This is a genomic window from Hymenobacter sp. DG01 (assembly GCF_006352025.1).
Taxonomy (GTDB): Bacteria; Bacteroidota; Bacteroidia; order Cytophagales; family Hymenobacteraceae; genus Hymenobacter.
Genome location: NZ_CP040936.1, coordinates 2570830 through 2593269, shown reverse-complemented (window position 1 = coordinate 2593269; position 22440 = coordinate 2570830). Strand labels below are relative to the sequence as shown.

At 59.1% G+C, this 22440-nt stretch carries 16 protein-coding genes; 7 read left to right on the top strand and 9 right to left on the bottom strand.

From position 1 onward, the window contains the following. Positions 1-34: 34 nt before the first annotated feature. Together FGZ14_RS10935 and FGZ14_RS10930 are read right to left on the bottom strand one after the other, a co-directional pair. Complete coding sequence (locus tag FGZ14_RS10935; protein ID WP_139924180.1) at positions 35-2230, bottom strand: penicillin acylase family protein; 2196 nt, start codon at positions 2228-2230, stop codon at positions 35-37. Positions 2231-2394: 164 nt separating this feature from the next. Beyond that, a complete protein-coding gene (locus tag FGZ14_RS10930) occupies positions 2395-2748 on the bottom strand; it encodes an iron-sulfur cluster assembly accessory protein (RefSeq protein WP_045687449.1) in 354 nt (117 codons plus the stop codon). Positions 2749-3008: 260 nt separating this feature from the next. Between FGZ14_RS10930 and FGZ14_RS10925 the strand changes: the two genes are divergently transcribed. Next, complete coding sequence (locus tag FGZ14_RS10925; RefSeq protein ID WP_139924178.1) at positions 3009-3545, top strand: hypothetical protein; 537 nt, start codon at positions 3009-3011, stop codon at positions 3543-3545. A 218-nt stretch (positions 3546-3763) separates the two neighbouring features. Here the strand turns inward: FGZ14_RS10925 and bshA are convergent, their stop codons facing one another. Together bshA and FGZ14_RS10915 are read right to left on the bottom strand one after the other, a co-directional pair. Beyond that, positions 3764-4906, bottom strand: coding sequence for an N-acetyl-alpha-D-glucosaminyl L-malate synthase BshA (bshA, locus tag FGZ14_RS10920; RefSeq protein ID WP_139924176.1), 1143 nt, complete (start codon positions 4904-4906; stop codon positions 3764-3766). A gap of 193 nt (positions 4907-5099) precedes the next feature. Further along, positions 5100-8051: a glycoside hydrolase family 3 N-terminal domain-containing protein gene (locus FGZ14_RS10915; protein ID WP_139924174.1), complete on the bottom strand. Its 2952-nt coding sequence runs from the start codon at positions 8049-8051 to the stop codon at positions 5100-5102. A gap of 305 nt (positions 8052-8356) precedes the next feature. Here FGZ14_RS10915 and mutL point away from each other — a divergent pair, with 305 nt between their 5' ends. The 3 genes from mutL (at position 8357) to FGZ14_RS10900 (ending at position 12415) form a co-directional block, all read left to right on the top strand. Next, complete coding sequence (gene mutL, locus FGZ14_RS10910) at positions 8357-10423, top strand: DNA mismatch repair endonuclease MutL (RefSeq protein ID WP_139924171.1); 2067 nt, start codon at positions 8357-8359, stop codon at positions 10421-10423. Between the two features lie 200 nt (positions 10424-10623). Continuing rightward, positions 10624-11406: a rhomboid family intramembrane serine protease gene (locus FGZ14_RS10905; RefSeq protein WP_139924169.1), complete on the top strand. Its 783-nt coding sequence runs from the start codon at positions 10624-10626 to the stop codon at positions 11404-11406. 109 nt (positions 11407-11515) lie between these two features. Then, on the top strand, positions 11516-12415 hold the full coding sequence (locus tag FGZ14_RS10900; RefSeq protein WP_139924167.1) for a rhomboid family intramembrane serine protease: 900 nt from the start codon (positions 11516-11518) through the stop codon (positions 12413-12415). Positions 12416-12513: 98 nt separating this feature from the next. Here FGZ14_RS10900 and mdh read toward each other — a convergent pair whose 3' ends face one another. The 5 genes from mdh to tilS all read right to left on the bottom strand — a co-directional run bounded on the left by mdh (position 12514) and on the right by tilS (position 19125). Then, positions 12514-13455: a malate dehydrogenase gene (mdh, locus tag FGZ14_RS10895; protein ID WP_139924164.1), complete on the bottom strand. Its 942-nt coding sequence runs from the start codon at positions 13453-13455 to the stop codon at positions 12514-12516. A 355-nt stretch (positions 13456-13810) separates the two neighbouring features. Next, complete coding sequence (locus tag FGZ14_RS10890) at positions 13811-16477, bottom strand: carboxypeptidase regulatory-like domain-containing protein (RefSeq protein ID WP_139924162.1); 2667 nt, start codon at positions 16475-16477, stop codon at positions 13811-13813. Positions 16478-16523: 46 nt separating this feature from the next. Beyond that, complete coding sequence (locus tag FGZ14_RS10885) at positions 16524-17342, bottom strand: GLPGLI family protein (RefSeq protein ID WP_139924160.1); 819 nt, start codon at positions 17340-17342, stop codon at positions 16524-16526. An 87-nt stretch (positions 17343-17429) separates the two neighbouring features. Next, on the bottom strand, positions 17430-17675 hold the full coding sequence (locus FGZ14_RS10880; RefSeq protein WP_139924158.1) for a hypothetical protein: 246 nt from the start codon (positions 17673-17675) through the stop codon (positions 17430-17432). 121 nt (positions 17676-17796) lie between these two features. Further along, complete coding sequence (tilS, locus tag FGZ14_RS10875) at positions 17797-19125, bottom strand: tRNA lysidine(34) synthetase TilS (RefSeq protein ID WP_139924156.1); 1329 nt, start codon at positions 19123-19125, stop codon at positions 17797-17799. A gap of 194 nt (positions 19126-19319) precedes the next feature. On the opposite strand from tilS, the gene FGZ14_RS10870 reads away from it, so the two are divergent. The 3 genes from FGZ14_RS10870 (at position 19320) to FGZ14_RS10860 (ending at position 22358) form a co-directional block, all read left to right on the top strand. Then, positions 19320-21014 carry an OstA-like protein gene (locus FGZ14_RS10870; RefSeq protein WP_139924154.1) on the top strand — a complete coding sequence of 565 codons (1695 nt, stop codon included), beginning with the start codon at positions 19320-19322 and terminating at the stop codon, positions 21012-21014. 133 nt (positions 21015-21147) lie between these two features. After that, positions 21148-21975, top strand: a complete 828-nt coding sequence (locus FGZ14_RS10865; protein ID WP_139924153.1) for an outer membrane protein assembly factor BamD — start codon at positions 21148-21150, stop codon at positions 21973-21975. A gap of 50 nt (positions 21976-22025) precedes the next feature. After that, entirely contained in the window at positions 22026-22358 is a 333-nt protein-coding gene (locus FGZ14_RS10860; protein WP_110978716.1) for a DNA-directed RNA polymerase subunit omega, read from the top strand. Positions 22359-22440 lie beyond the last annotated feature (82 nt).

Below are 22440 nucleotides of genomic sequence, written 5' to 3'. Positions count from 1 at the left end.
TCGACATGACGGTTTACCGTCCCTATACTTGCTACTACTGCCCCGGCGAGTAGGTGCGCTCGGCGTGTTGCTTTACGTCTTCGGGGTAGAACCACACTTCTTTGAAGTTCTCCTCGGCGTACAGCCCGGCTTGGTCGGTGAAGTGCGGGGAAGTAGGCTGGTTGTTGTTACCGCCCGCCAGCACGGAGCGGGCTTTAACGCGCGGCCCGAACTCCACCACCGCAATAAAGCTATTCCCGACGCTGCCGTACCGCTTCTTGGTGCCGGGGTAGGCCCGGGAGCCAAAGGCCGCCAACGACCCCCAGGCCGACGAGGTAAATGCCACTGGCAGGCTGGGCTTTTGGTCGTCGTAGGTTTCCTGGATGTTGCCGGTGAGGCGCTGGAAGCGGTTTACCTCGCCCCAGGGCATGCGCCAGGTGCCAAAGTCGCGGGTTAGCTCGTCCACGGTTTCCTGCAGGGCCGTTACCTTCTCCTGGGGCGTGGTGTTGGCAATGGTAAACTTAACGAGGCTGATGTAGTCCAGCACCTGCCCGGCTGGTACGCGCGGACGAGCCAGACGCAACAGCCGCTCACCCCAATAAGTAGCCAGCGTCTGGCCTACGGAGACTTTGCCGTAGCGTTTATCCCAGGCCTGCAGGGTTTTCATGGCTTCCACTACCTCACCCTCCGGCGGGTTAGGGCTGTCCGTCACGAACTGGAAATCCTTAGCCAGCGCCGGCAGCAGTTCCTCAAAACCGGGGAGGTAGGGGTCTTTGGCGGCGGCAATCAGCGTATCCAGGGTAAACACTGGTTTCTGGCTGAGCACCCGCACTGCATTAATGCCGCGGTAATTCTCGGCGTCGGGGGCCATATAGGCGGGGTACTTGCTCTTATCGGGGCTGCTGGGGCCTGAGACGGTGAAGGGGGTAGAGTTGCAGTTCTGAATCCAGCCGCTGGCGGGGTTCATCACCTGCACAATGTCTTCGACTTTGTGCAGACCCTTCCAGTCGGTTTGGGGGTTGCTGCCATCCACGGGCTGGCTCCAGTCGAACTGCGGGTCGCGGCGGGGCATGAAGTTGCCGTGCCAGTAGGCAATGGTGCCCTTGCTGTCGGCAAATACCGTGTTGTTGGAGGCGTTGCCGTTGAGCTTCATCACCTTCCGGAAGCTGGCGTAGTCGGTGGCCTTCGTGCGCAGGTACGACTGCTCCAGGGCCTGCAGCGGCGTGTCCATCATGCGCACCGTCACCCATTTGTTGTCGGCCTGTTGGCCAACCACCGGGCCGTGGTGGGTGCGGTAGGTAGTAAACTGCCGCCGCGCGATTTTGCCATCCTGCAGATAGGGAATGGAAACGGTAGCTACCTGCACGGGCCGCAGCTTCTGGCCATAGCGGTAGTAGGGCTTGCCGTCTTTCAACTCAATGGTTTCCAGGTACTCATCCATGGAATCGGCCTGGCTGGAGGTGTGCATCCAGCCGCAGTGCTCATTGAAGCCCTGATACACAAAGAATTGCCCCCACGTCACGGCCCCGTAGGCGTTCAGGCCCGCTTCGCTGCTTACCTGCACCTCGGGGCGGAAATAGAATGACGTGTGCGGGTTGATGAGCAGCAGGGCGTGGCCGCTGGCGCTTTTAGCCGGAGCCACCGCAAAGCCGTTGGAGCCCACCGGTTCCCGCTCGGCCTTCTCAAAATCGGGCCACTGCCAGGAGGTCGATTTCCGGTTGCCGTAGAAGTTTTTCAGCCGCTCCAGGGGCACTACGCTGATATTGCCCCCAATACTACCCTCGCTAAACATCAAAGGCATCCAGGGCTGGAAGCGCCGTAGCAGCTTGGGCTGGACTTTGGGGTGGGTGTAGAGGTAGTAATTGGTGCCGTCGGCGAAGGCATTGAGTAGCTGCTTCATCCAGCCCGGGCTTTTCTTGTAGAGACGAACGGCCTGGGTGCTGTCCATGAACAGGCGGGCGCGCAAATCGTGGTATATAGCCGACTCGCCCTCTACCTCGGCCAGCCGGCCGATGGCATCGAGGTAGTTCATTTCCACCCGCGCAAAATCATCCTCACATTGAGCATATAGCAGCCCGAACACCGCGTCGGCATCGGTGCGGCCCTGTACGTGCGGCACGCCCCAGGTGTCGCGCGTGATGGTTACCTGCTTGGCTTGCTGCTGCCAGCGGGCAATTTCGGCGGGGCTGAACGCTTGGGCTTGTACTCCGGTAGCGGCCAGCAAAAGGCCCAGGGCTAGGAAGGAACGCATCAGAGGATAAGAAGGGGGTAGGAGGGAAGAGCGGCCTAAAGTAGCCAGCAACTCTGATATACACCGCCTCTGTGCCGTCAGCTGCGTTTAGTAGATAAACAAAAAGCCCCGACCAGCTGGCCGAGGCTTTTCAGTTTGCTACCTGGGTAGCGCAAGTCAATAGGTTAGGCTGAGAACGAGGAGCCGCAGCCGCAGGTGCTTTTGGCCTGGGGGTTGTTGAACACGAAGCCGCGGGCGTTCAGGCCATCCTGGAAGTCAACCTCCATGCCCAGCACGTACATGGCGTGTTTCTTATCCATAATGAGCAGTACGCCGTCGAGGTCGAAGGTTTCGTCCTGCTCCTTGGCTTTATCGAAGCCGAGCAGGTAGCTCATGCCCGAGCAACCACCACCCTGCACACCAACGCGCAGCCCGTATTCAGCGGGCACGTTTTTCTCAATCAGAATATTCCGAACCTCTTCCAGTGCGCGGGGAGTGAGGCTAATGGGAGCAAGTTTCGTGGAGACGGCCGTTGCCATAGTGAGTTCGTCGTTAGGGAAGTAAGGCGACAAATATACGAAGCTCGCGGCAGTCACCTGATGCGTCCGAACCCCGGATGCAGGCCCTGCTCGAAACTCAAGCTCCGATTGAAGGTATAACAGCAGGTAGCGGCTGGCGGTTCACACTATATTTGCGGGCCTCAGGCGGCTGCCTTTTCCGCTTGTTTATCCCTTTATGCCTCGTTTTGGCGCCGGCGTCCCCGGCGTCCTACCCTTACTACTCGGCCCAACCTGCCCCTATGGATTCCACCGCCTACCTCTTCGATCTGCTCAAGATTATTCTGCCGGCCCTTATTGTGGCGGGTGCCATTTACTTTCTTTTTCAGCAATTCCTGGAAAAGGAGCAGCAGCGCCGCCTGGTCGAAATGCGTCTCGAAGCCAGCAAAACCACGCTGCCGCTGCGCCTGCAGGCTCTGGAGCGCGTGACCATGCTGCTGGAGCGCATCACGCCGAACAACCTGCTGGTGCGCGTGAGCAGCGCTGGCCTTCCGGCCTCCGATTACCACCGCCTGCTGCTGCAGGAAATTCGGGCTGAGGTAGAGCACAATCTCAGCCAGCAGCTCTACATGCAGCCCGAAACCTGGGCCGCCGTGAAGCAGGCTCAGGAGAGCGTGGTAAACCTTATCAGCACTCATTATCAGGCACTGCCCAACCCCCAGGAAGCCCGCGGCCCGGAGTTGGCGCGCCACATCCTGGAGGGCCTCATGACCAACCAGTTCGACCCCACGGCCACGGCCCTGCTAGCCGTGAAGCGTGAGGCCGTGGCTATGTTTTAAGTAGCCATTCGGTGAATAAGTAAGTGAGTGATTGAGTAACGTGTCATGGCGAGGGCACCGACGCCATCTGTCCTGACCAATGTGCTACCCCCTTGAAATGTAACAAGCCCTTACCTCCATGCTGGAGGTAAGGGCTTATCTGTTTAGCAGGCTTTGGGCAAATGAGTGAAGTGTCATGGCGTCGTCCTCCGTCCTCGCCATGACACTTCACTCATTTATTATTTCACTACTTCCACCAGAGTAGCATCAATGGCGCGTTGATAGCAGGCTTCGTAGAGCGGCACGATCTTCTCCACCGCGAAGGTTTCGGCGTGGGCACGGGCAGCGGTCTTGAACCGGGGCAGGTTATCTTCCTGCAGCACGTAGAGGGCGTTTTTTACCATGTCATCCACGTCGCCGATGTGGCTGACCATGCCGGTCACGCCGTGCTCGTTGAGCTCAGGAATACCGCCGGCGTCGGAGCTGATAACCGGGACTTCGCAGGCCATAGCTTCCAAGGCCGCCAAGCCAAAGCTTTCCTTTTCGGAAGGCATCAGGAACAGATCGGCCACGCTGAGGACCTCCTCCACGGCTTCCAGCTTGCCCAGGAACCGGATATCGTTGCAGTAGCCAACCTCGCGGCAGAGCTTTTCAATGCGCGGGCGGTCGGGGCCATCGCCTACCAGCAGGAGCTTGGCCGGAATATGGGCCCGCACCCCGGCAAAAATCTTGACCACGTCGTCGATGCGCTTCACGGAGCGGAAATTGCTGGTATGCACCAGCAGCTTTTCGCCCTCCGGCGCAATGGCCGCCCGGAAGTGCCCCTTGTTCAGCTTCTGGAAGCGTTCCAGATTGATGAAGTTCGGAATTATCTCAATGTCCTTCTCAATGGCGAAGTACTCGTAGGTTTCGCGTCGCAAATCGGCCGAAACGGCCGTAACCCCGTCGCTCTGGTTGATGCTGAACGTTACCACCGGCTCGTAGCTGGCATCCTTACCCACCAGGGTAATATCGGTGCCGTGCAAGGTAGTTACCACCGGAATCCGAATGCCCCGGGTAAGCAGAATCTGTTTGGCCATGTAGGCCGCCGAAGCGTGCGGAATGGCGTAGTGCACGTGCAGCACATCCAGCTTCTCGTTCTGCACGATGTCCACCATCTTGCTGGCCAGAGCCAGCTCGTAGGGTGGGAACTGGAAGAGGGGGTAGGGCGGAATATAGACCTCGTGATAAAACAGATTCTCGTTAAAGAAATCGAGGCGTACCGGCTGGCTGTAGGTGATGAAGTGCACGCGGTGCCCTTTCAGAGCTAGGGCTTTACCGAGTTCAGTGGCTACGACGCCCGAGCCGCCGAAAGTGGGGTAACAAACAATGCCGATGTTCATGGGAGCGGGGAGAAGTAACGCGAAGCTCCAGCCTCGCGAGGTAGTAGGGGCCAACGTTGCGCCGCCAAAGCGGTACAACGGTGCGCGAAGCTAGAGCCTCGCGCTACAGACAAAAAAATCGGCGGCAAGTCGCTTCCAGAAAGCGCTTACCGCCGATTGCGGAATCAAAGAAACAGGAAAGCGGAACAACAAATCATGTTTTCTGCAACGACTTATATATCACGTCGTGAATGCGGGTCCGGATGTTGTACTGACGCAGCTTGTTATTGCCCGCATCGGGGTACACGCGGTTAGAAAGAAAGATGTAGAGGATTTTGTTTTCGGGGTCCATCCAGACGCAGGTACCCGTGAAGCCGGTATGGCCAAAGGTGCTGGCCGGTGAGAGGTTGCTGGTAGGGCCTTCGGGCTTGCTCGGGTCGCCCTTGTCCCAGCCCAGGCCGCGGCGGTTGCCAGCCTCAGTGCTGCGGGCAAACTCCGTGACCACCGGCGTCTGGAAGTAGCGCTGCCCGCCGTAGCGGCCGTTCTGCAGGTTCATTTGCATAAGTACGGCCAGGTCGTTGGCGTTGGAGAACAAGCCGGCGTGGCCGCCTACCCCCCCGATCATGGCCGCCGTCTGGTCGTGCACGGTGCCTTGCAGCAGGGTACGGCGGTAGTAGGTGTCATTTTCTGTGGGCGCTATGCACGACTTCGGGAATTTGCTGAGCGGGTTGTAGGTCATGGTGCCCAGGCCCAAGGGCTGGTAGAACGTGCGCTGCAGGAAGCCATCAATGGGCTCTTTCAGCACTTTCTCGGCTACCCGCTTCAGAATGATAAAGCTCAGGTCGGAGTACTCTACTGGGTACTTGCCCTTCACCTTGGGTAGCAGGCCGGAGCGCTGCACCCAGGTCCAGACGGAATCATCGGAGGTGCTGAGGCTGTAGAGCTCCGGAGTTACCTCCCGCGAAAACTGCGGCGACTCGGTGCTGGCGTAGAAGGTAGGCTTGGGGCCGGCTTTGGTAACGGTCTTCTCCCAGGTCGGGATGCCGGGCTTGAGGCCTGCCTGGTGCATGAGCACCTCACGCACCGTCATGTCCTTTTTGTTGGTTGCTTTCAGCTCGGGCAGGTAGGTGGCTACCTTCTCATCGAGGTTGATCTTGCCCTGGTCCTTGAGGTACATAATGGCCTGCAGAGTGCCCGCTACCTTCGTCACGGAAGCCAGGTCATAGAGCGTGCTGCTGTTTACCGGCTGCGACTTATCGTAGGTGCAGTAGCCGTAGCTTTTGTCGAACACTACCATACCATCCTTGGCCACCAGCACCTGGCAGCCAGGCGCAGCGGCGTAGGCCACGGCCTCCAGGGCCACGTTATCAATCTGGGACAGGATGCGTGAGTCGAGGCCGGCTTCCTCGGGCGTGCCGTAGCGCAGGCGCTTGAAATCGGGGGTAGGTAGGCCAGTGCCGGCTTTGAGGTTTTCGGAAACCGTGACGGGTAGGCGACCCTTAGCCGGCAGCGCCCCAAACAGCACCTGCGGCATCACCAACTGCGAGGCGTAGTTGTCCTCGTAGCCGCACACTAGGTTGCGGTTGCTTTCCAGATACTTTAGGGAGTAGGCGTTGCCGAAAGCCACCACCACCGTTTTGATCCGGGGGTTGGCCTGCAGCTCCTTCAGAAACTTCAGCGCCCCTTCCCCAATACCGTAGTTGTGGGTGGGCGTATTGTTCATATTATGCAGGCTCACCACTACCACGTTGTAGGGCGCGAGGCGGCCGGCAATGCGGGCAAACGCCGAATCGACGGCGTAGCGGTTGGGCACGGCGTACACCGGTCCGTTCTGATACTTGCCCATAATCTCCTTATAGGTGGGCGCATCCGAGCCGATGGTTACGGCCGCAATCCGCAGGGTATCGAGGCGGTTGAAGGGTAGGAGGTCGTCCTCATTTTTGACTACCGTGGTGGCGTGCTCATAAATCTGCTGCTGCACCATGCGGCTTAGGGGCCGGTTCAGGTTCTGCATCAGGTTGGGCACATCCACGGGGCGGTAGCGGTTCAGGCCGGCCCAGTATTTGGCCCGCAGCACCTTGCGCACCCGCTGGTCGATGTCGGCCTGGTCGATTTTGCCGGCCGCAATGGTTTCCTTGATTTTCTGGAGGGCCATGGGCACATCTTCCGAGAACAGGAGCACGTCGTTGCCGGCGGCCAGGGCCAGCGCATCCAACTCGCCAGGCTTGTAGAGCGTCGAGACGCTCTTCATGTTCAGGGCGTCCGTGAACACGAGGCCGCGGTAGTTCATCTTCTCCTTCAGCAGGCCCGTTACCAGGTTGCGGGAGATGGTAGCCGACAGGGAACGGACAGTGTCCAGCAGCGGCATGTAGAGGTGGCCGACCATCACGCCCATTACGCCCTGGTCGAAGGCCTTCTGGAACGGGTACAAATCCACGTTCGTGAGCCGGGCCATGTCGGAGTTGATGACGGGCAAAGCTACGTGCGAGTCCACGTCGGTGTCGCCGTGGCCGGGGAAGTGCTTTACTACGGCCATTATGCCGTGGTCCTGCAGGCCCCGGATGTAGCTAATGCCGTGCTTGGCAACCTGCTCCTTGTCTTCGCCGAAGGAGCGGTTGCCGATAACCGGATTGCTGGGGTTGGAGTTGACGTCGATAACGGGCGAGAAGCTCACGTGCACGCCCAGGGTCTTCATCTTCAGGGCAATTTCGCGGCCCATCTGGTACACGTACTGGTCGTCGTCCATGGCGCCCAGGGTCATGCCCTTGGCAAAGTGCATGCTGGAATCCAGGCGCATATCCAGGCCCCACTCGGCGTCCATGGCTACCAGCAGGGGCACTTTGGCCGCCGCCTGGTAGCGGTTGGTAAGGTTGGCCTGCCGGCGCGGGCCGCCCTGCAGAAACATCAGGCCGCCAATATTATAGTTCTTGATCAGGAACTCTGTGTACTGGGCGTGCTTGCGGTCCTTGTTGGAGTAGGCAGCCACCATAAACAGCTGCCCCAGGCGCTGGTCGGGTGTAAGCGAGTTAAAGACGCTGTCAACCCAGTTCTGCTCCGCCACCGACATCGGGCGCCCGCCTTCTTCGCGCGGGGCCGACCAGGAGATAAGCAGACCCGTGACGGCCAGTACTAGCAGGAAGATTCCAATCCGAAAGTCTTTGAGCATCGGCTCCGGTGGTCTGTGCTGAAGGGGTATGAGAGATGAACGACGAGCCAAAAGCCCTACTTTTGCTTTTCCAAAAAGGGTGCCGGAAGGTGCTTTCGGTGGAGTGGCGGGCCTCAACTGCGGGCCTTCCCCTTCTTGCCGTCTGCCTCTTCCAACGCATGAGCAAGCAAAACCGTCTCACGTCGCGCACACAAAAGTTGGCCGCAAACTTACGGATAATTTCCCGACGCCGGTTGTTATCAGGCGGATAGCCCCCGCGGCGGGCACCGGCGGCGGGGCTGTTTTTCTTCTGATTTCAAGCGTATATGGCCGATATAATTCAGCTTTTACCCGAGTATTTAGCTAACCAGATTGCCGCCGGCGAGGTGGTGCAGCGCCCGGCCTCTGCCGTAAAAGAGCTGCTGGAAAACGCCGTGGACGCCGGCGCTACCCAGGTGCAGCTCATCGTGAAGGAAGCCGGCAAGCAGCTGGTGCAGGTGGTGGACAACGGACAGGGCATGAGCCCCACCGATGCGCGCATGAGCCTGGAGCGCCACGCTACCTCTAAAATCCGCACCACCGAAGACCTGTTCCGCATCCGCACCCTGGGCTTCCGGGGCGAGGCCCTGGCTTCTATTGCCGCCGTGGCGCAGGTAGAAATCCGGACCAAGCAGCGCGACCAGGATACCGGCTCCCTGCTGCTGGTGGAGGGCTCCCAGATCAGCAGCCAGCAGCCCGTGGCCTGCCCCGACGGTACCAGCATCAGCGTCAAGAACCTGTTTTTCAATGTGCCGGCCCGCCGCAACTTCCTCAAGAGCAACGCGGTGGAGATGCGCCACATTCTGGATGAATTTCAGCACGTAGCCCTGGCCAACCCCCAGATCAGCTTCTCTCTGTTTCAGAACGATTTGGAAGTGTTTAACCTGCCGGCTGGCAAGCTTAGTCAGCGCATCGTGAGCCTGCTGGGCAATGGCTACAAGGAGCAGCTGGCGCAGGTGGAAGAGGTTACCCCTTTCCTGACGGTGAAAGGGTTTATCGGTAAGCCGGAGTCGGCGAAGAAAAGCCGGGGCGACCAGTTTTTCTTCGTCAATAACCGCTTTATCCGCTCGGCCTACCTCAACCACGCCGTGCTGACCGCCTATGAGGGCCTGCTGCCCAAAGACACGCACCCCTTCTACGTGCTGTTTCTGGAGCTCGACCCCAAGGCCATCGACATCAATGTGCACCCCACCAAAACCGAAATCAAGTTCGAGGACGAGAAGACGGTGTACGCCATTGTGCGTTCGGCCATCAAGCAGAGCCTGGGCCTGCACAACATGGCCCCGTCACTGGACTTCGATGGCAACGTGAACTTTGCCCCCATTCAGCCGCTGCGCATTTCGGGCAATGAGAAAAGCCCCTTCGCCGACGACTTCCAGCCCGATGCCCTGGCCTCGGCGGCGGCGCAGGCGGCGGGCAGCAACAGCTCTTCCCGCGAAAAGCCCAGCCGCGCCGATGCCTACGAGCGCCAGCTGCCGCCCCGCCCGACCGAGCAGGCCAAGCGCGAGCTGGAAAACTTCTACAAGAGCCTGAGCCAGATCAGCGTGCCCGATGTGGAGCATGAGGCCACCGCCGTAGGCGTACCTGTGCCCTCGGCGGCCAACCTGGCGGTGCCCCGGCCGGCGCTTGCGCCGGAAAGCCCGACTGAATCAGCAGCGGAAGTGCCAGGCCCAGCGGAGGCGGGTGTGGCCATAGCCGCATCTTTTGCTACCCCCGCCGCACCCGCGCAACCCGCCACCCCCAATACTACCCCCGAGCTACCCCTGCGCGAATCGTCCACGGGGCCTGGCAATAAAGTGCTGCAGCTGCACCAGCAGTATCTGCTAGTGCCCGTGAAGTCGGGGGTGATGCTGATTGACCAGGTGGCGGCCCGGGAGCGAATTCTGTTTGAGCAGTACGCTCAGAGCCTGGAGCGGGAAGTCAGTGCCTCCCAGACCCTGCTGTTTCCGCGTACTATCACCTTCACGCCTCAGGACTTCGCCATTCTGCGGGAGGTAGAGGAGCCACTGCGGGCCCTGGGTTTCCGCTTCACTGATTTCGGCAAGAATACTATTGCCGTGGAGGGTATTCCGGCCGACGTGCCGGCCCGCGACGAGAAAGAGCTGCTAGAAGGCCTCATTGAGCAGTTTCGGAATACGGCCGGCCCCATAAAGCTGGACCGCCGTGAGCAGATGGCGCGGGTGCTGGCCCGGCGCGTGGCTACCACGGCTGCCGGGGCCCGCCTCTCGGAGCTGGAAATGACCACCCTCGTGGATAAGCTGTTTGCCTGTCAGGTGCCCAACTACACCCCCGATGGCCGCCGCACCATTGTGCTGCTGGAGCTGGGGCAGGTGCAGGCCCTCTTCAACCGCTGATTGGCGCTGATTTAGGTTGATTGCGCTGGTGTTTCTGGCTTGGTAGGCCAGCAGTGTTCAGTAAGCAACCAACGTTAGAAGAAGCCTGAGGCCGGCCTTGCCGGTAGCCTGGGCGAAGGTGCAGTCAGCAAATTCAGTTGAGTTCACGTAAGCACGAGTACCGAGCGAAATCACACCTGTCAGCGTCAATCCCGCAATTCATGTTTCAGTTTACCCCCATGGTCCGCAACCTGCTCATCGCCAACGTGGTGGTGTTCTTTCTGAGTTTGCAGCTCGGCGGTCTCAATTTCCTGGCGCTCTACCCCCTCGATAACCCCAATTTCAAGCCCTGGCAGTTGGCGACCTATATGTTCATGCACGCCAACATCGGGCACATCTTCTCCAACATGCTGGGTCTGATTTCGCTGGGTCCCCTGCTGGAGCAGCGCTGGGGGGCCAAGCGCTTCCTGACGTATTGGCTGATTTGTGGCCTCGGAGCCGGCATCCTATACAATGGCCTGCGCACCTACGAGCTGCGCCGCATGCAGCACGACATCGAGGTGTTTCAGCAGGAACCCTCCGACCTGCACCTGCAGGATTTCGTGGACCACAACGTGTCGGATAACGCCGAGGCTTACCAGCCTGTTATCCGGCAGCTGCACCAAACCCCCGACGACCAGCGCCTGATTCAAGGGGTAGTAACTTCTATGCAGGCTGCTTATTCGGATAGTGTGCGTTACCCCATGGTGGGGGCCTCGGGGGCGCTGTTTGGGATTATGCTGGCTTTTGCCTTCTTCTTCCCGAACACGGAGCTGATGGTTTTCCCGCTGCCTATTCCCATCAAGGCCAAATATTTCGTAGTGCTCTACGGCCTCTACGAGTTTTACTTTGGTGTGCACCGCGTACCTGGCGACAATGTGGCGCACTTTGCTCACCTGGGCGGAATGCTGGTGGGGCTGGTGGTGTTGCTGTTCTGGCAGCGCAACCGCACCCGCCTGTACTAAGTGGCAGGCTCGGCGCGCGGGTGAGGTGCTTGCCCGAAAATTGTAGAAATTACCGCCCGGTGCCGCTTCCTTTCCTACCCCCCGGCCCGGCTCTAACCCTGCCCCACCCATGAGTATTCTGACCGATATCCGGACTGCTTTCAGCCGCCGCGACAACGCCCTGATTCAGCTGCTGCTGCTGAACGGGCTGGTGTTTGTGGCCCTGGTGCTGATTGAAACCGTGATGAAGCTGAGCGGCACGTACGCAGCTTACTACCCCAATGTAGTCCGGCAACTGCAGCTGCCTTCTGACCTGGCCGCTTTGCTGCGCCACCCCTGGACCCTGCTCACCTACGCCTTCACTCACGAAGGCTTCCTGCACATTCTGTTCAATCTGCTGAACCTGTACTGGTTCGGCGCCTTGATTCGGGAGTACCTCGGCGACCGGCGCCTCGTGAGCCTGTATATTCTGGGGGCCTTGGCCGGAGCGGTGGTATTTCTGCTGGCGTTCAACCTGATTCCGGCTCTGGACCGGCCCGGGGGCGTGTCGTTGCTGGGCGCCTCGGCGGCCGTAACGGCCGTTATTATGGCGGCGGCCACGCTGCTGCCCGAGTACACGTTTATGCTTTTCCTCTTCGGGGCCGTACGCATCAAGTACATTGCGGCCGTGGTTATTCTGCTGTCCTTCATAGCCATCAACCAGGGCAATGAGGGCGGCGGACTGGCCCACATCGGCGGGGCTATACTGGGCTACGTCTTCATTAAGCAGCTGCAGGCCGGCCGCGACCTGGGCCGCCCCGTGCAGGCCATCGGCGACTGGTTTACCCGCCTCGTGACGGGCCGGCCCAACTTGCGCGTAACCCGCGGCGGTGCGTCTCCGGCTCCAGCGGCTGCCGCGCCCAAAAAGGGAGTGCTGGCCAAGCCCGAGCAGGACGAAATCGACTTGATTCTGGACAAGATTTCGCGCTCCGGCTACGAAAGCCTTTCCAAGGATGAAAAGCAGAAGCTGTTCCGGGCCAGCCAGCGGTAAGACGCTACCCTCGTTCAGATCTTCAACCCTATAAAAAAGCCCGCTGATTGCTCAGCGGGCTTTTTTATGTCAGGAATTTATGATTTGGGCTGAGCTGCTTAGGCTGAAGCCTTGCTCATGTTGTCGAGGGCGTCCATTACCTCTTTTACGTGGCCGCGTGAGGTTTCCAGCAGAGCTTTTTCCTCGTCGTTCAGCTGCAGCTCAATTACCTTCTCAATGCCGTTGCGGCCCAGGATAACCGGAGCACCCAGGTACACGCCATTGATGCCGTACTCGCCCTGCAATTCAATGCACACCGGGAACACGCGGCGCTGGTCGCGCACGATGGCTTCTACCATCTGGGCGGCCGCCGCGCCGGGCGCATACCAGGCCGAGGTGCCCATCAGCTTCACCAGCTCGCCGCCGCCTACGGCCGTGCGCTGCACAATGGCGTCCAGCTCCTGTTTGCCGATAAGTTCCGTTACCGGAATGCCGCCTACCGTAGTGTAGCGGGGCAGGGGCACCATGGTGTCGCCGTGGCCGCCCATGAGCACGGCCTGAATGTCCTTGGGGCTTACGTTGAGAGCTTCGGCCAGGAAGGCGCGGTAGCGGGCCGTGTCCAGAATGCCGGCCATGCCAAACACCTTCTCGCGGGGCAGGCCCGAGGTGAGGTGGGCCTGGTAGGTCATCACGTCGAGCGGGTTGCTCACCACAATGATGATGGCGTTGGGCGAGTATTTCACTACCTGCTCGGTTACCGTTTTCACGATGCCGGCGTTGGTCGAAATCAGGTCGTCGCGGCTCATGCCGGGCTTGCGGGGCAGGCCCGAGGTAATTACTACCACGTCAGAGTCGGCGGTGCGGCTGTAGTCGCCGGTTACGCCTACAGTGCGGGAATCGTAGCCGATGATGGGGGCTTTTTGCCAGATGTCGAGGGCTTTGCCTTCGGCGAAACCTTCCTTAATGTCAACCAAAACAATTTCGTTGGCAATTTCGCGGGTGGCCAGTACATCGGCGCAGGTTGCGCCCACGTTGCCGGCTCCAACTACGGTAACTTTCATTGGGTGAGGAATTGGGTGTGAACTAAGGGATGAGGTCGTAAAGCTAACCGAAAACCCGTTCCGGCAAGTCCTGACCGCATAAAACTGCACCGTGCCTCAGCAACTGCCTCGCGTTCTGAAAGAAAGGTTGCGCTCTGCGCAGGGGGTAGGGCTTTTGCGGTGAGGCCGTGCAGAGTGCAAGATAAAAGCCCCTCATTCCGAGCGCAGCCGAGGAATCCCGCGTGTTGACGTTGCTGTAGTAATTCAGACGTTAACCGAGCGAGATGTCTCGCAAGGCTCGACATAACGGTTACTTTGGCAACGACCCCACGCATTATTCCTCTACAGAGCGTTGTTTCTTCACTTTTCACCGGGCCTAGAAAGAAGCCCGGACCGAAACCAGCAGCTGCCGGGGCCGCAGTTCATACTCGTTCTGCACCAGCACGAAGTCGTACACGAAGGCGTACTGGTAAGCCCGGCTGTTGAGCAGGTTACTGGCCTTTAGCTCCACATCGAGCTTGCGGGCCGTGGGTAGGGTGTAGCGGTAGCTGGCGTCGGCAAAAAACGTGCGGATGGTGGCGCCGGTGCCCGTGTTCTGGTAGTATTCGGTGGCGAAGAGCAGCTGATGCCGCTCGGTGGGGTAGAGGGCCAGGCTGGCGCGGTGCTCCTGCAGCCGCGTGGTGGGCTGGGCGGCCGCGCCCACCCGGCTCCGCAGTACCGTCAGCAGCCCCGCATATTCCAGGCTCCCCCAGCTGAAAGCCGCCGCATTAGCCCGCAGCCGCACCGTACCCGACTGGTTGCGGGTGGTGGTGGGGGTAGCGTTGAGGAGTAGGGGTTGCCGGCTGACCGTGCCGCTGAGCTGCAGCGTGAAGGTAGTTTTCCAGGGGCTGATGAACTTGCTGGCCTGGGCCGCCAGGGTGTGCCGGGGCGCCGTGGCGCGCCGGGCCACGGCCACGGTGGTCAGGGTGCCATCGGGGCGCACCAGGCTGCGCAGCAGCTGGTTGCGGGTGCTGCTGCTGAAACTGTACGTGGCCTGGTAAAACCACGAGGTCAAGGGGTTTTCGTAGTACAGTCCCAGGCGCGAACTAACAACCCGCTCCTGGGTGAGAGGCGCCGCGTTGCGCTGCAGAGTGCGGTAGTCGCGCAGCAGGTAGCCGTAGTACAGCTGCTCCGGGCTGCCGGGCTGGTTGGTCAGCTCGGCGCTGGCCCTGGCGTTCCACAGTCCGCTCAGCTCGTAGCGTCCCGAAACCTGGGGCTCCAGCGTAAACCAGCGGCGGTGCTGGGCGGCGGCCAGCGGGGCGTCGGTGGCCCGGAAGGTGCGGTAGCTCAGCGGGGCTTCGGCTTCCAGATGCCACCGGGCGGTTTTGTATTCCAGCGCCGGCCGCAGGTAGTAGTGAGCCTGGTGGGCGCGGAGGCGGTTGCGCAGCGTATCGGGGGTAGGCGCTTCGGCCCCCGATGATACACCCAGCTCCGAAGTCAGCCCCTGAATTTCCTGGGTGAAGCCAGCCGTGGCTGTATAGTGCCAGTGCGCCCGCCCCCACAGCAGCGCCGCCGAGTTGCTGGTATAGAAACTGCGCTGCCGGGCATCCTGCACGGCTTGGGCGTAGGGCTGCCCACCCGCCAGAACCTCCGGCAGGGGCCCCGGCTCCACCAAGAGCCTCTGCGGACTACCAGCCAGGGCTATTTCAGAGCTGACCTGCACCATGCGCCCACGGCCGGCGGGCCGCACCAGTGCCAGCCGGTTGCTGAGGCTGCTGAACGGGTTGCGAGCCTGTTGGCGCAAAACCTCGGCCCCGTTGGGGCCGCGCGTGAGCAGGCCGGTTTGCTCGTCCCAGCTCCGCACGAGGCTGAGCGTGTTCTTGAGGTAGTACTGCTGTACGTTGCGGATGTAGGCCAGGTCGATGGTGAGCTGACGGGGGCGCAGCATGTTGCGCTTGTCTTCCCGGAGCGTAATGACGCGGCCATCGGGCAGGGTGTAGCGGGTGCGGGTGGTGCCGGTGCGCGTCTGCTCGTCGGTGAGGTAGGAGGCGTTGAGGCAGAGCTGGGCTTCCTTGCTGAAGGGCACCAGATGGTTGGCGCTCAGCAGGTGCACGCGGTTGAACAGCCACCGGCTGGCCGGCAGCGGCGGTGCCCCCAGGTCCTGAATGCCCGTCAGCTCGGGTTTGCGCAGGCCGGGCTCCCGCAGCCGCTGCAGGTCGTCGAAGCCCAGGGGCCTGAGCTCGGCGGCTACGTCCTGGCCGGTATTGTTGGTCTGGTAGGTATCCAGCAGCTGCTGTTGGGGCGTGAACAGCATGGGCGAGAGGTTGGCGTTCCAGAGCAGCGGGGCCGCGCCCAGCCCCAGCCGGGCCTGCCCGGTGGCCGTTACCTTCTTTTTCAGACTGATGTTGAGGGAGGCCTGCTCCGTGCTCTGCACCCCGCGCAGGGCCGCAATGGGCTGGTGGCGCTTCAGCACCTGCACGTCCTGCACGGCCTCGGCGGGCAGGTTGTTGCTGGCCTGGCTGTAGCGGTTTTCCAGCAAATCGGCGCCGTTGATGTAGAACTTCTGAATGGGTCGGCCCTCGTACAGAATGCGCCCGTCGGCCTCTACCTCCACGCCCGGCAGCTTTTTGAGCACGTCGGCAAGTACCCGATCCTTCTGCTCGGTAAACGCCGACACGCGGTAGCTTAGCGTGTCGCCCTCCCGCCGGATGGGCGGGGCCTTGATGGTGACTTCCTTAAGCGCGGTGGTACTGGCCGGCAGGGCCAGGGTAACCGCCTGCGACTGGTTGCGCAGCCGCCGCGTCTGCTCCCGGAAGCTCAGGGAGCGGGCACTCAGCAACACCGAGTCGGCAGTAAACGGCAGGCGCACCGTGAAGCGGCCGGCCTCATCCGTGACGGCCACCGCCGACTCATTCAGGGCCGGTAGGGGCTGCACCTCCACCAGCGCCCCCGGAATAGGCTGGCGCTGCGTGTCGGTGATGGTGCCCGTAAGGGTGGTTTGGGCAGCAGAGTGCCAGCAGAGCCCCAGCAGTACAGCCGCTGTCAGTAGAAGCTTGCCTGGCATTAGGTCCGAGTAAGGATACTGTACTATAAGAGTAGCATGGCTACTACTATTTCAACTCGATAGGGTTATTTCGCCGGGCAGCCTTGTCTTTATACGCCTGAAGCTGCTTTTGTACATCTGCTGGAGAGTTGCTGGAATTATTTTTTATTACTGTAGTTACACCTTGAAGTAAATAATCTTGCTTTGCCTTCTTGAAAGTGGTTTCGTTAGTTTTTAGCAGGTTGGTGGGCGGGGTTAGAGCAGGTGAGTTTACTTTATTTTTTAGGCTAATCAGGGCAAAATGATAGTTGTTTTTGGTGTCGTATATCTCAATAATCAAACCTGGCAGTCCGCTGAATTTATAAGGTCCTTCTGATACGGGAACTTCAGTAGTAAACCATGCTTCCCAGTGTCGGCCCGCAAAAGTGGTAATAGCTTTTCGGCAACTATAGCCTGCTATTTTTTTGGTGGTAGTTGTGGTTTGCCACCTCATATCCGTGCGTTGTTGAGCTATTTCATAACGCTTCCTGCCGATCTTATCATAATATCTTATGGTTTTGGGCGACGACAACTTGTATAGCTCATAGGAGAAGCCTGTTTTAAGATAGGTTCCCAATAAGTCAACAGATGCCTGGCTAAAGTTTACACTTTCCATAATAGAGTCTGCTTTATAGGAATACTGACTTTCAAACTTAGATAAGTTAGGGTTAATAGTAAGTGACATCAATTCTGTTTTTCTGTCATTATTCAATGAGTCAGGCTGATAAGTTAATTTATATATACAAGTAATTGATCTTGATGTCGAATTAGATGGATCTGTCTGTGCGATTAAGTTGTGTTTCGCATGAAATGCAAGAAGGAGTATAACTATGATGCAGTGTTTCATGATATTTATTTAGTCAAAGCATACTGACAGTGACCTTGGATATTCAAGGTCACTGTCAGTATGTTAAATATACTGTCGTCAAAAAAGCTAACAGTACGCTTCTATCATCCAAGCCATGTATTCTTTAGCAGCTTCTTTGGTTGCTGCATATAATGTTTCATTGTGCCCACAAGCAATTAGATGATAGGTGCGGGCTTGGAAGATCAGTCGAGCAGCCTCAAGAGTATGTAGCTCAACAGATGTATTCTCTAACTTATTCAGAGGCGCTGTACTTTTTATTGATGTTTCCGCCTTGGCAGATCCCACAGACACACCGCCCAGCAGGGCAGTCACTAGAATAATTTTTTCATGATACTATAAGGGTTAAGTGAAAGGATGTCCTAATTAAATCTCAAAATAGCTGCAGGGTCAAGGACGAAAGGCCCCTATTTGTGACATCGTAAAGCCCCGTCCGTTACATCCGCTTCACCACCAGCACCCGCTCGGTTTCTTCGGTCACCTTGAACCGGTCGTCGGGGCGGAAGCCGATAACCCAGGCAATTTTACCGTCGCCGGAAACCAGCACCTGCACGTTGTCTTTGAGGTTGAGGGGCACTTTCTGGTCGATGAGGAAGTCGGAGAGCTTCTTCTTGCCCTTCATACCGATGGGCATAAACCAGTCGCCTTCCTGCCAGGCCCGCACCGTGAGCGGAAACTTCAGGGCATCGGCATCCAGAGCGGCCACGGCTTTGCCTCGCGGCACCTCGAAGCCTTCGGTTATTTCCAGCAGCTCGGTGCGCAGGTGTAGGCCGTCAATCTTGAGGGCTTCCTGCCCGGCCTGCAGTTGTTGGGTGCCAAACTTCTGGAGGTTGCGCGGAGTAATAACCAGCTGCTCCCGGTCCTTCACCAGCAAGTGCGTCGGCGACTCAAACCGGCGGCCCGACTCGGCCCCGAAGCTCTGCACGATGTCTTTCACGACCAAGTAGCTGAAGCCGAAGGGCCGCAGCAGCTCGTGCAGCACCACTGCCGTAGCGGCCGTTTTTTGCAGCATCCGGATGTCTAGGTAGGTAGCCTCGGGTTCGGTGCGCTGGGCCTGGGCGGCGGTTTCTTCCACGTAGCGGCGCACAATTTCCTCGGCCCCGCCTACGCGCTCAGCCGTAATGCTCAGGGTCTGATCGAGCGAGGGGTTGATGTCGCGCAGCACGGGTAGCACCTCCAGGCGCAGGCGGTTGCGCTGGTACACCGGCGAGTCGTTGGAGGCATCTTCGCGCCAGATCAGGCGGTTTTCTACCACGTAGTCGTAGAGGTCGGGCTTGCTCACGGCCAGCAGGGGGCGCACCAGGTGGCCGGTTTTGGGCCGAATACCGTGCAAACCCGCCAGGCCGGTGCCGTGGGTGAGGTTGAGCAGCATGGTTTCGGCCGTGTCGCGCTGGTGGTGAGCCGTGGCAACGTAGTCGAGGCCCTGAGTCTGGCGGATGCGCTCAAACCACTCGTAGCGCAGGGCGCGGGCCGCCATCTGGGTCGAAATGCCTTCCTGCTCGGCAAACTTCTTGGTCTGGAAAAACTCCACGAAGTAAGGCACCTCGTACTGCTTGGCCAGCTTGCGCACGAACTGCTCGTCGGCGTCTGCTTCTTCGGCCCGCAGCCCAAAATGGCAGTGCGCCACGGCAAACTCTACGCACAGCTTGTGCAGCACATGGGCGAGCACCACGGAGTCGAGGCCGCCGCTGACGGCTACCAGCAGCTTATCGGTAGGGGAGAAGAGGGAGTGTTCCTGTATGTAGGCTTGAATTCGGTCGAGCATGAGGGGTAGGAAAAGGCTGTCATGCTGAGCTTGCTGAAGCATCTCTACCTCTAGCTAACCCCTATTACTTGCTCAGGCGAAGCGGTAGAGATGCTTCGGCAAGCTCAGCATGATGTTCATTCTTGAAATTGAATACCTGTACTATTCCACAAAGAAAACCGTTAGCAACGGCCCTTCTGTACCTTTGCCGTTAAATGTCGTTCCTGAAGCCTCTTTTTCTCTTTCTGCTCCTGCTGCTGCCTACCCTCATGTGGGCCCAGCAACGTCCGGCCGCCCGGCCCGGAGCCCAGCCTACCCCTCCGCAAGGTCAGCGCATTGAGTTGTTAGGCGCAGGCCAACTTCAAGGAGGGACCTTCAATGGCGTGGAGATTCGGAAGCTGATCGGCAACGTCAGCTTCCGGCAGGGTACTACGCTGCTTTACTGCGACTCGGCCTACCAGTACACGGAGCGCAATGCGTTGGAGGCCTTCAGCAACGTGCGCATTATTCAGAACGATACTATCACGATTACTGGCGACCGGGGCACGTATGATGGCGACACCCGCAAGGCCCGCATGACCGGCAACGTGACCATGCGCGACCCGCGCATGACGCTCACCACCCAGCTGCTCGACTACGACCTGAACCAGAACCTGGCCTATTACAGCACCGGTGGCCACCTCCAGGACCCCGAAAATACCCTCGATAGTCAGTTTGGCTACTACAACACCCAAAGCAAGGTGTTCAGCTTCAAGCGCAACGTGAAGCTGGTGACCAAAGAAAACAACATCGACACCGATACGCTGCAGTACAACACGGTCAGCAAGATTGCCTACTTCTTCGGGCCGACGCGCATCCGGGGCAAGCAGGGCAACCTCTACGCCGAAAACGGCACCTACAACACCATTACCAAGGTGTCCAATTTCGCCCGCAACGCCCGGATTGAGACGCCCAACTACCTGCTCGGCGGCGACAAGCTGTTCTACGACGAAGCCCGGCAGTACGGCGTAGCTACGGGCCACGTCTCGATGACCTCCAAGAAAGATAACCTTGTGATTCGGGGCGACGTGGGCCGCTACTGGCGCACGCAGGGCCGGGCCAAAGTGTACGGCAGCCGCCCTGTGATGCGCAATATCTCTAACCGGGATACGCTCTACCTCACCGCCGATACGCTGGTGAGCGTGGAGGGGCGCCCACCCCAGAACAAGGCCGGCGTCATCTATGCCTACCGCAAGGTGGCCATCTTCCGGGCCGATTTGCAGGGCCGCTGCGACTCACTGACCTACGACCGGCAGGACTCCGTCATCTACCTCAGCCACGACCCGGTGCTCTGGAACCAGAAAAACCAGCTCACCGCCGACTCCATCCAGATTCAGCAGCGCCGGGGCCAGATCGACCAGATGCGCCTGTACGGGCACGCCTTCAGCATCGGGCAGGATACCCTGCTCAATTTCAACCAAGTGAAGGGCCGCTACATGGTGGCTTACTTCCGCGACAAGTCGATAAAAAAAATTGACGTGCTTGGCAACGCCGAGAGCCTCTACTATGCTCTTGAGGGCGATACGGCCGTGTCGGGGGTCAATAAAAGCCTCTCGGCTACCATGGCCCTGCGCTTTGCGGAAAGCAAGCTGCAAACCATCAGCTTTCTGACCAATCCTGAAGCCAGCTTCATTCCGCCCAATGAGCTCAAGCCCGAAGATGCCAAGCTGAAAGACTTCCGGTGGCGGGCTACGGAACGCCCCACCCGCCGCCAGACGTTAGGCAAGCACTTTGCCCTGCCCGCCAAGCCCAAAAAGAAGGCCGCACCGGTCAGGAAAAAAACCACTTCCACCAAAAACACCAAAAAGGCCGCCCCGAAAAAATCAGCCTCTGGTAAACCAAAATCAACTGCCAGACCGGGGCAGAAATAAGCCGGACAGTATCCCGCCGGGGCTCGGCGCGCCGGCCGTTTCCCGGCATCGGTATGCTGCCCACCCCTGACCACTAACAACTCGCAACGGGCAACTGATTTGCCTCACCGATTATTCTTACCTTTGCGTCCTTATGCTGTCTTTTCGCCCTGCCTTTTTTGTTCTGCTATTGAGCGCGTTGCTGCTCGGCTCCTGCTCCGGCTACCAGAAGCTGCTCAAGAGCACCGATGTGAACAAGAAGTATGAAGCCGCCATCCAGTATTATGACAAAGGCGACTACTTCAAGGCTGGCACCCTGCTTGAGGAGCTGAACCCCCTGCTGAAAGGGCGCCCCGAGGCCGAAAAAGCTCAGTTTTACTTTGCCAACACCAACTTTCAGCAGCGCAACTACACCCTGAGCGCCTACTACTTCAAGACGTTCTACGAAACTTACCCCAACTCGCAGTACGCCGAAGAATCGGCCTTTATGCAGGCCAAGTCGTTGTTCCGGGATTCGCCCGACTACCAGCTCGACCAGACCAATACGGTTGCTGCCCTGGAGGTGATTCAGGACTTTCTGAACCGCTTCCCCGAGAGCCGGTTCCGGGCCGAAACAGAGGGTATGTCGCAGGAGCTGCAGAAGAAGCTGGAGAACAAAGACTTCCGCGCTGCCCGTCTCTACTACGACCTGCGCTACTATCAGTCGGCCGTAACTGCTTTCACGGGCTTTCAGCAGCAGTACCCGGCTTCGGGCCTGGCCGAGCAGGCCGCCTTCTACAAGCTCAGTGCCCAGTATGACCTGGCCCGGGAAAGCGTGGAGGAAAAGCAGCGTGAGCGGTACCTGGAAGCCATTTCCTTCTACCAGAACTTTGTGGATGCCTTCCCGCAAAGCAAAAGCCTGAAGGAAGCGGAGCGCATGTACGAAAACGCCCGCGACGAAGTAGCCAAGATTAAATCTGCCGAATCGACGGCCGCCAAATAGCGCGCCGCCCCAGCAGGATTCCATACATAACACCTCAGCAAATCAAGCATATGAAGACTCCGAATAACGTACCCGCTTCCATTGTGACCCGCAACATGTCGGACTTCACCCACGAGACCGGCAACGTGTACGAGAGCATTGCCATCATCTCGAAGCGCGCCAACCAGATTTCCGTGAAGCTGAAAGAAGAGCTCAACGGCAAGCTGGCCGAGTTTGCTACCACCGTGGACAACCTCGAAGAGGTGTTTGAAAACCGCGAGCAAATCGAAATTTCCAAGCACTACGAGCGTTTGCCCAAGCCCACCAACTTGGCCGTGGAAGAGTTCCTGGAAGGCAAAGTGCACTTCCGCACCCCCGCCGAAGAGGAGCCCAAAGCAGAGTAGTACTCAGGCTTCGGCCAGATAGATTCACGGATTACACAGGGGTAGCAAGCCGCTCGTCTGTGTAATCCGTTTTGTTTGTACC

Excerpts from the sequence above, each read along its gene's own strand:
- FGZ14_RS10935 (WP_139924180.1), bottom strand. The coding sequence starts at position 2,230 with ATGCGTTCCTTCCTAGCCCTGGGCCTTTTGCTGGCCGCTACCGGAGTA.
- FGZ14_RS10930 (WP_045687449.1), bottom strand. The coding sequence starts at position 2,748 with ATGGCAACGGCCGTCTCCACGAAACTTGCTCCCATTAGCCTCACTCCC.
- FGZ14_RS10925 (WP_139924178.1), top strand. The coding sequence starts at position 3,009 with ATGGATTCCACCGCCTACCTCTTCGATCTGCTCAAGATTATTCTGCCG.
- bshA (WP_139924176.1), bottom strand. The coding sequence starts at position 4,906 with ATGAACATCGGCATTGTTTGTTACCCCACTTTCGGCGGCTCGGGCGTC.
- FGZ14_RS10915 (WP_139924174.1), bottom strand. The coding sequence starts at position 8,051 with ATGCTCAAAGACTTTCGGATTGGAATCTTCCTGCTAGTACTGGCCGTC.
- mutL (WP_139924171.1), top strand. The coding sequence starts at position 8,357 with ATGGCCGATATAATTCAGCTTTTACCCGAGTATTTAGCTAACCAGATT.
- FGZ14_RS10905 (WP_139924169.1), top strand. The coding sequence starts at position 10,624 with ATGTTTCAGTTTACCCCCATGGTCCGCAACCTGCTCATCGCCAACGTG.
- FGZ14_RS10900 (WP_139924167.1), top strand. The coding sequence starts at position 11,516 with ATGAGTATTCTGACCGATATCCGGACTGCTTTCAGCCGCCGCGACAAC.
- mdh (WP_139924164.1), bottom strand. The coding sequence starts at position 13,455 with ATGAAAGTTACCGTAGTTGGAGCCGGCAACGTGGGCGCAACCTGCGCC.
- FGZ14_RS10890 (WP_139924162.1), bottom strand. The coding sequence starts at position 16,477 with ATGCCAGGCAAGCTTCTACTGACAGCGGCTGTACTGCTGGGGCTCTGC.
- FGZ14_RS10885 (WP_139924160.1), bottom strand. The coding sequence starts at position 17,342 with ATGAAACACTGCATCATAGTTATACTCCTTCTTGCATTTCATGCGAAA.
- tilS (WP_139924156.1), bottom strand. The coding sequence starts at position 19,125 with ATGCTCGACCGAATTCAAGCCTACATACAGGAACACTCCCTCTTCTCC.
- FGZ14_RS10870 (WP_139924154.1), top strand. The coding sequence starts at position 19,320 with ATGTCGTTCCTGAAGCCTCTTTTTCTCTTTCTGCTCCTGCTGCTGCCT.
- FGZ14_RS10865 (WP_139924153.1), top strand. The coding sequence starts at position 21,148 with ATGCTGTCTTTTCGCCCTGCCTTTTTTGTTCTGCTATTGAGCGCGTTG.
- FGZ14_RS10860 (WP_110978716.1), top strand. The coding sequence starts at position 22,026 with ATGAAGACTCCGAATAACGTACCCGCTTCCATTGTGACCCGCAACATG.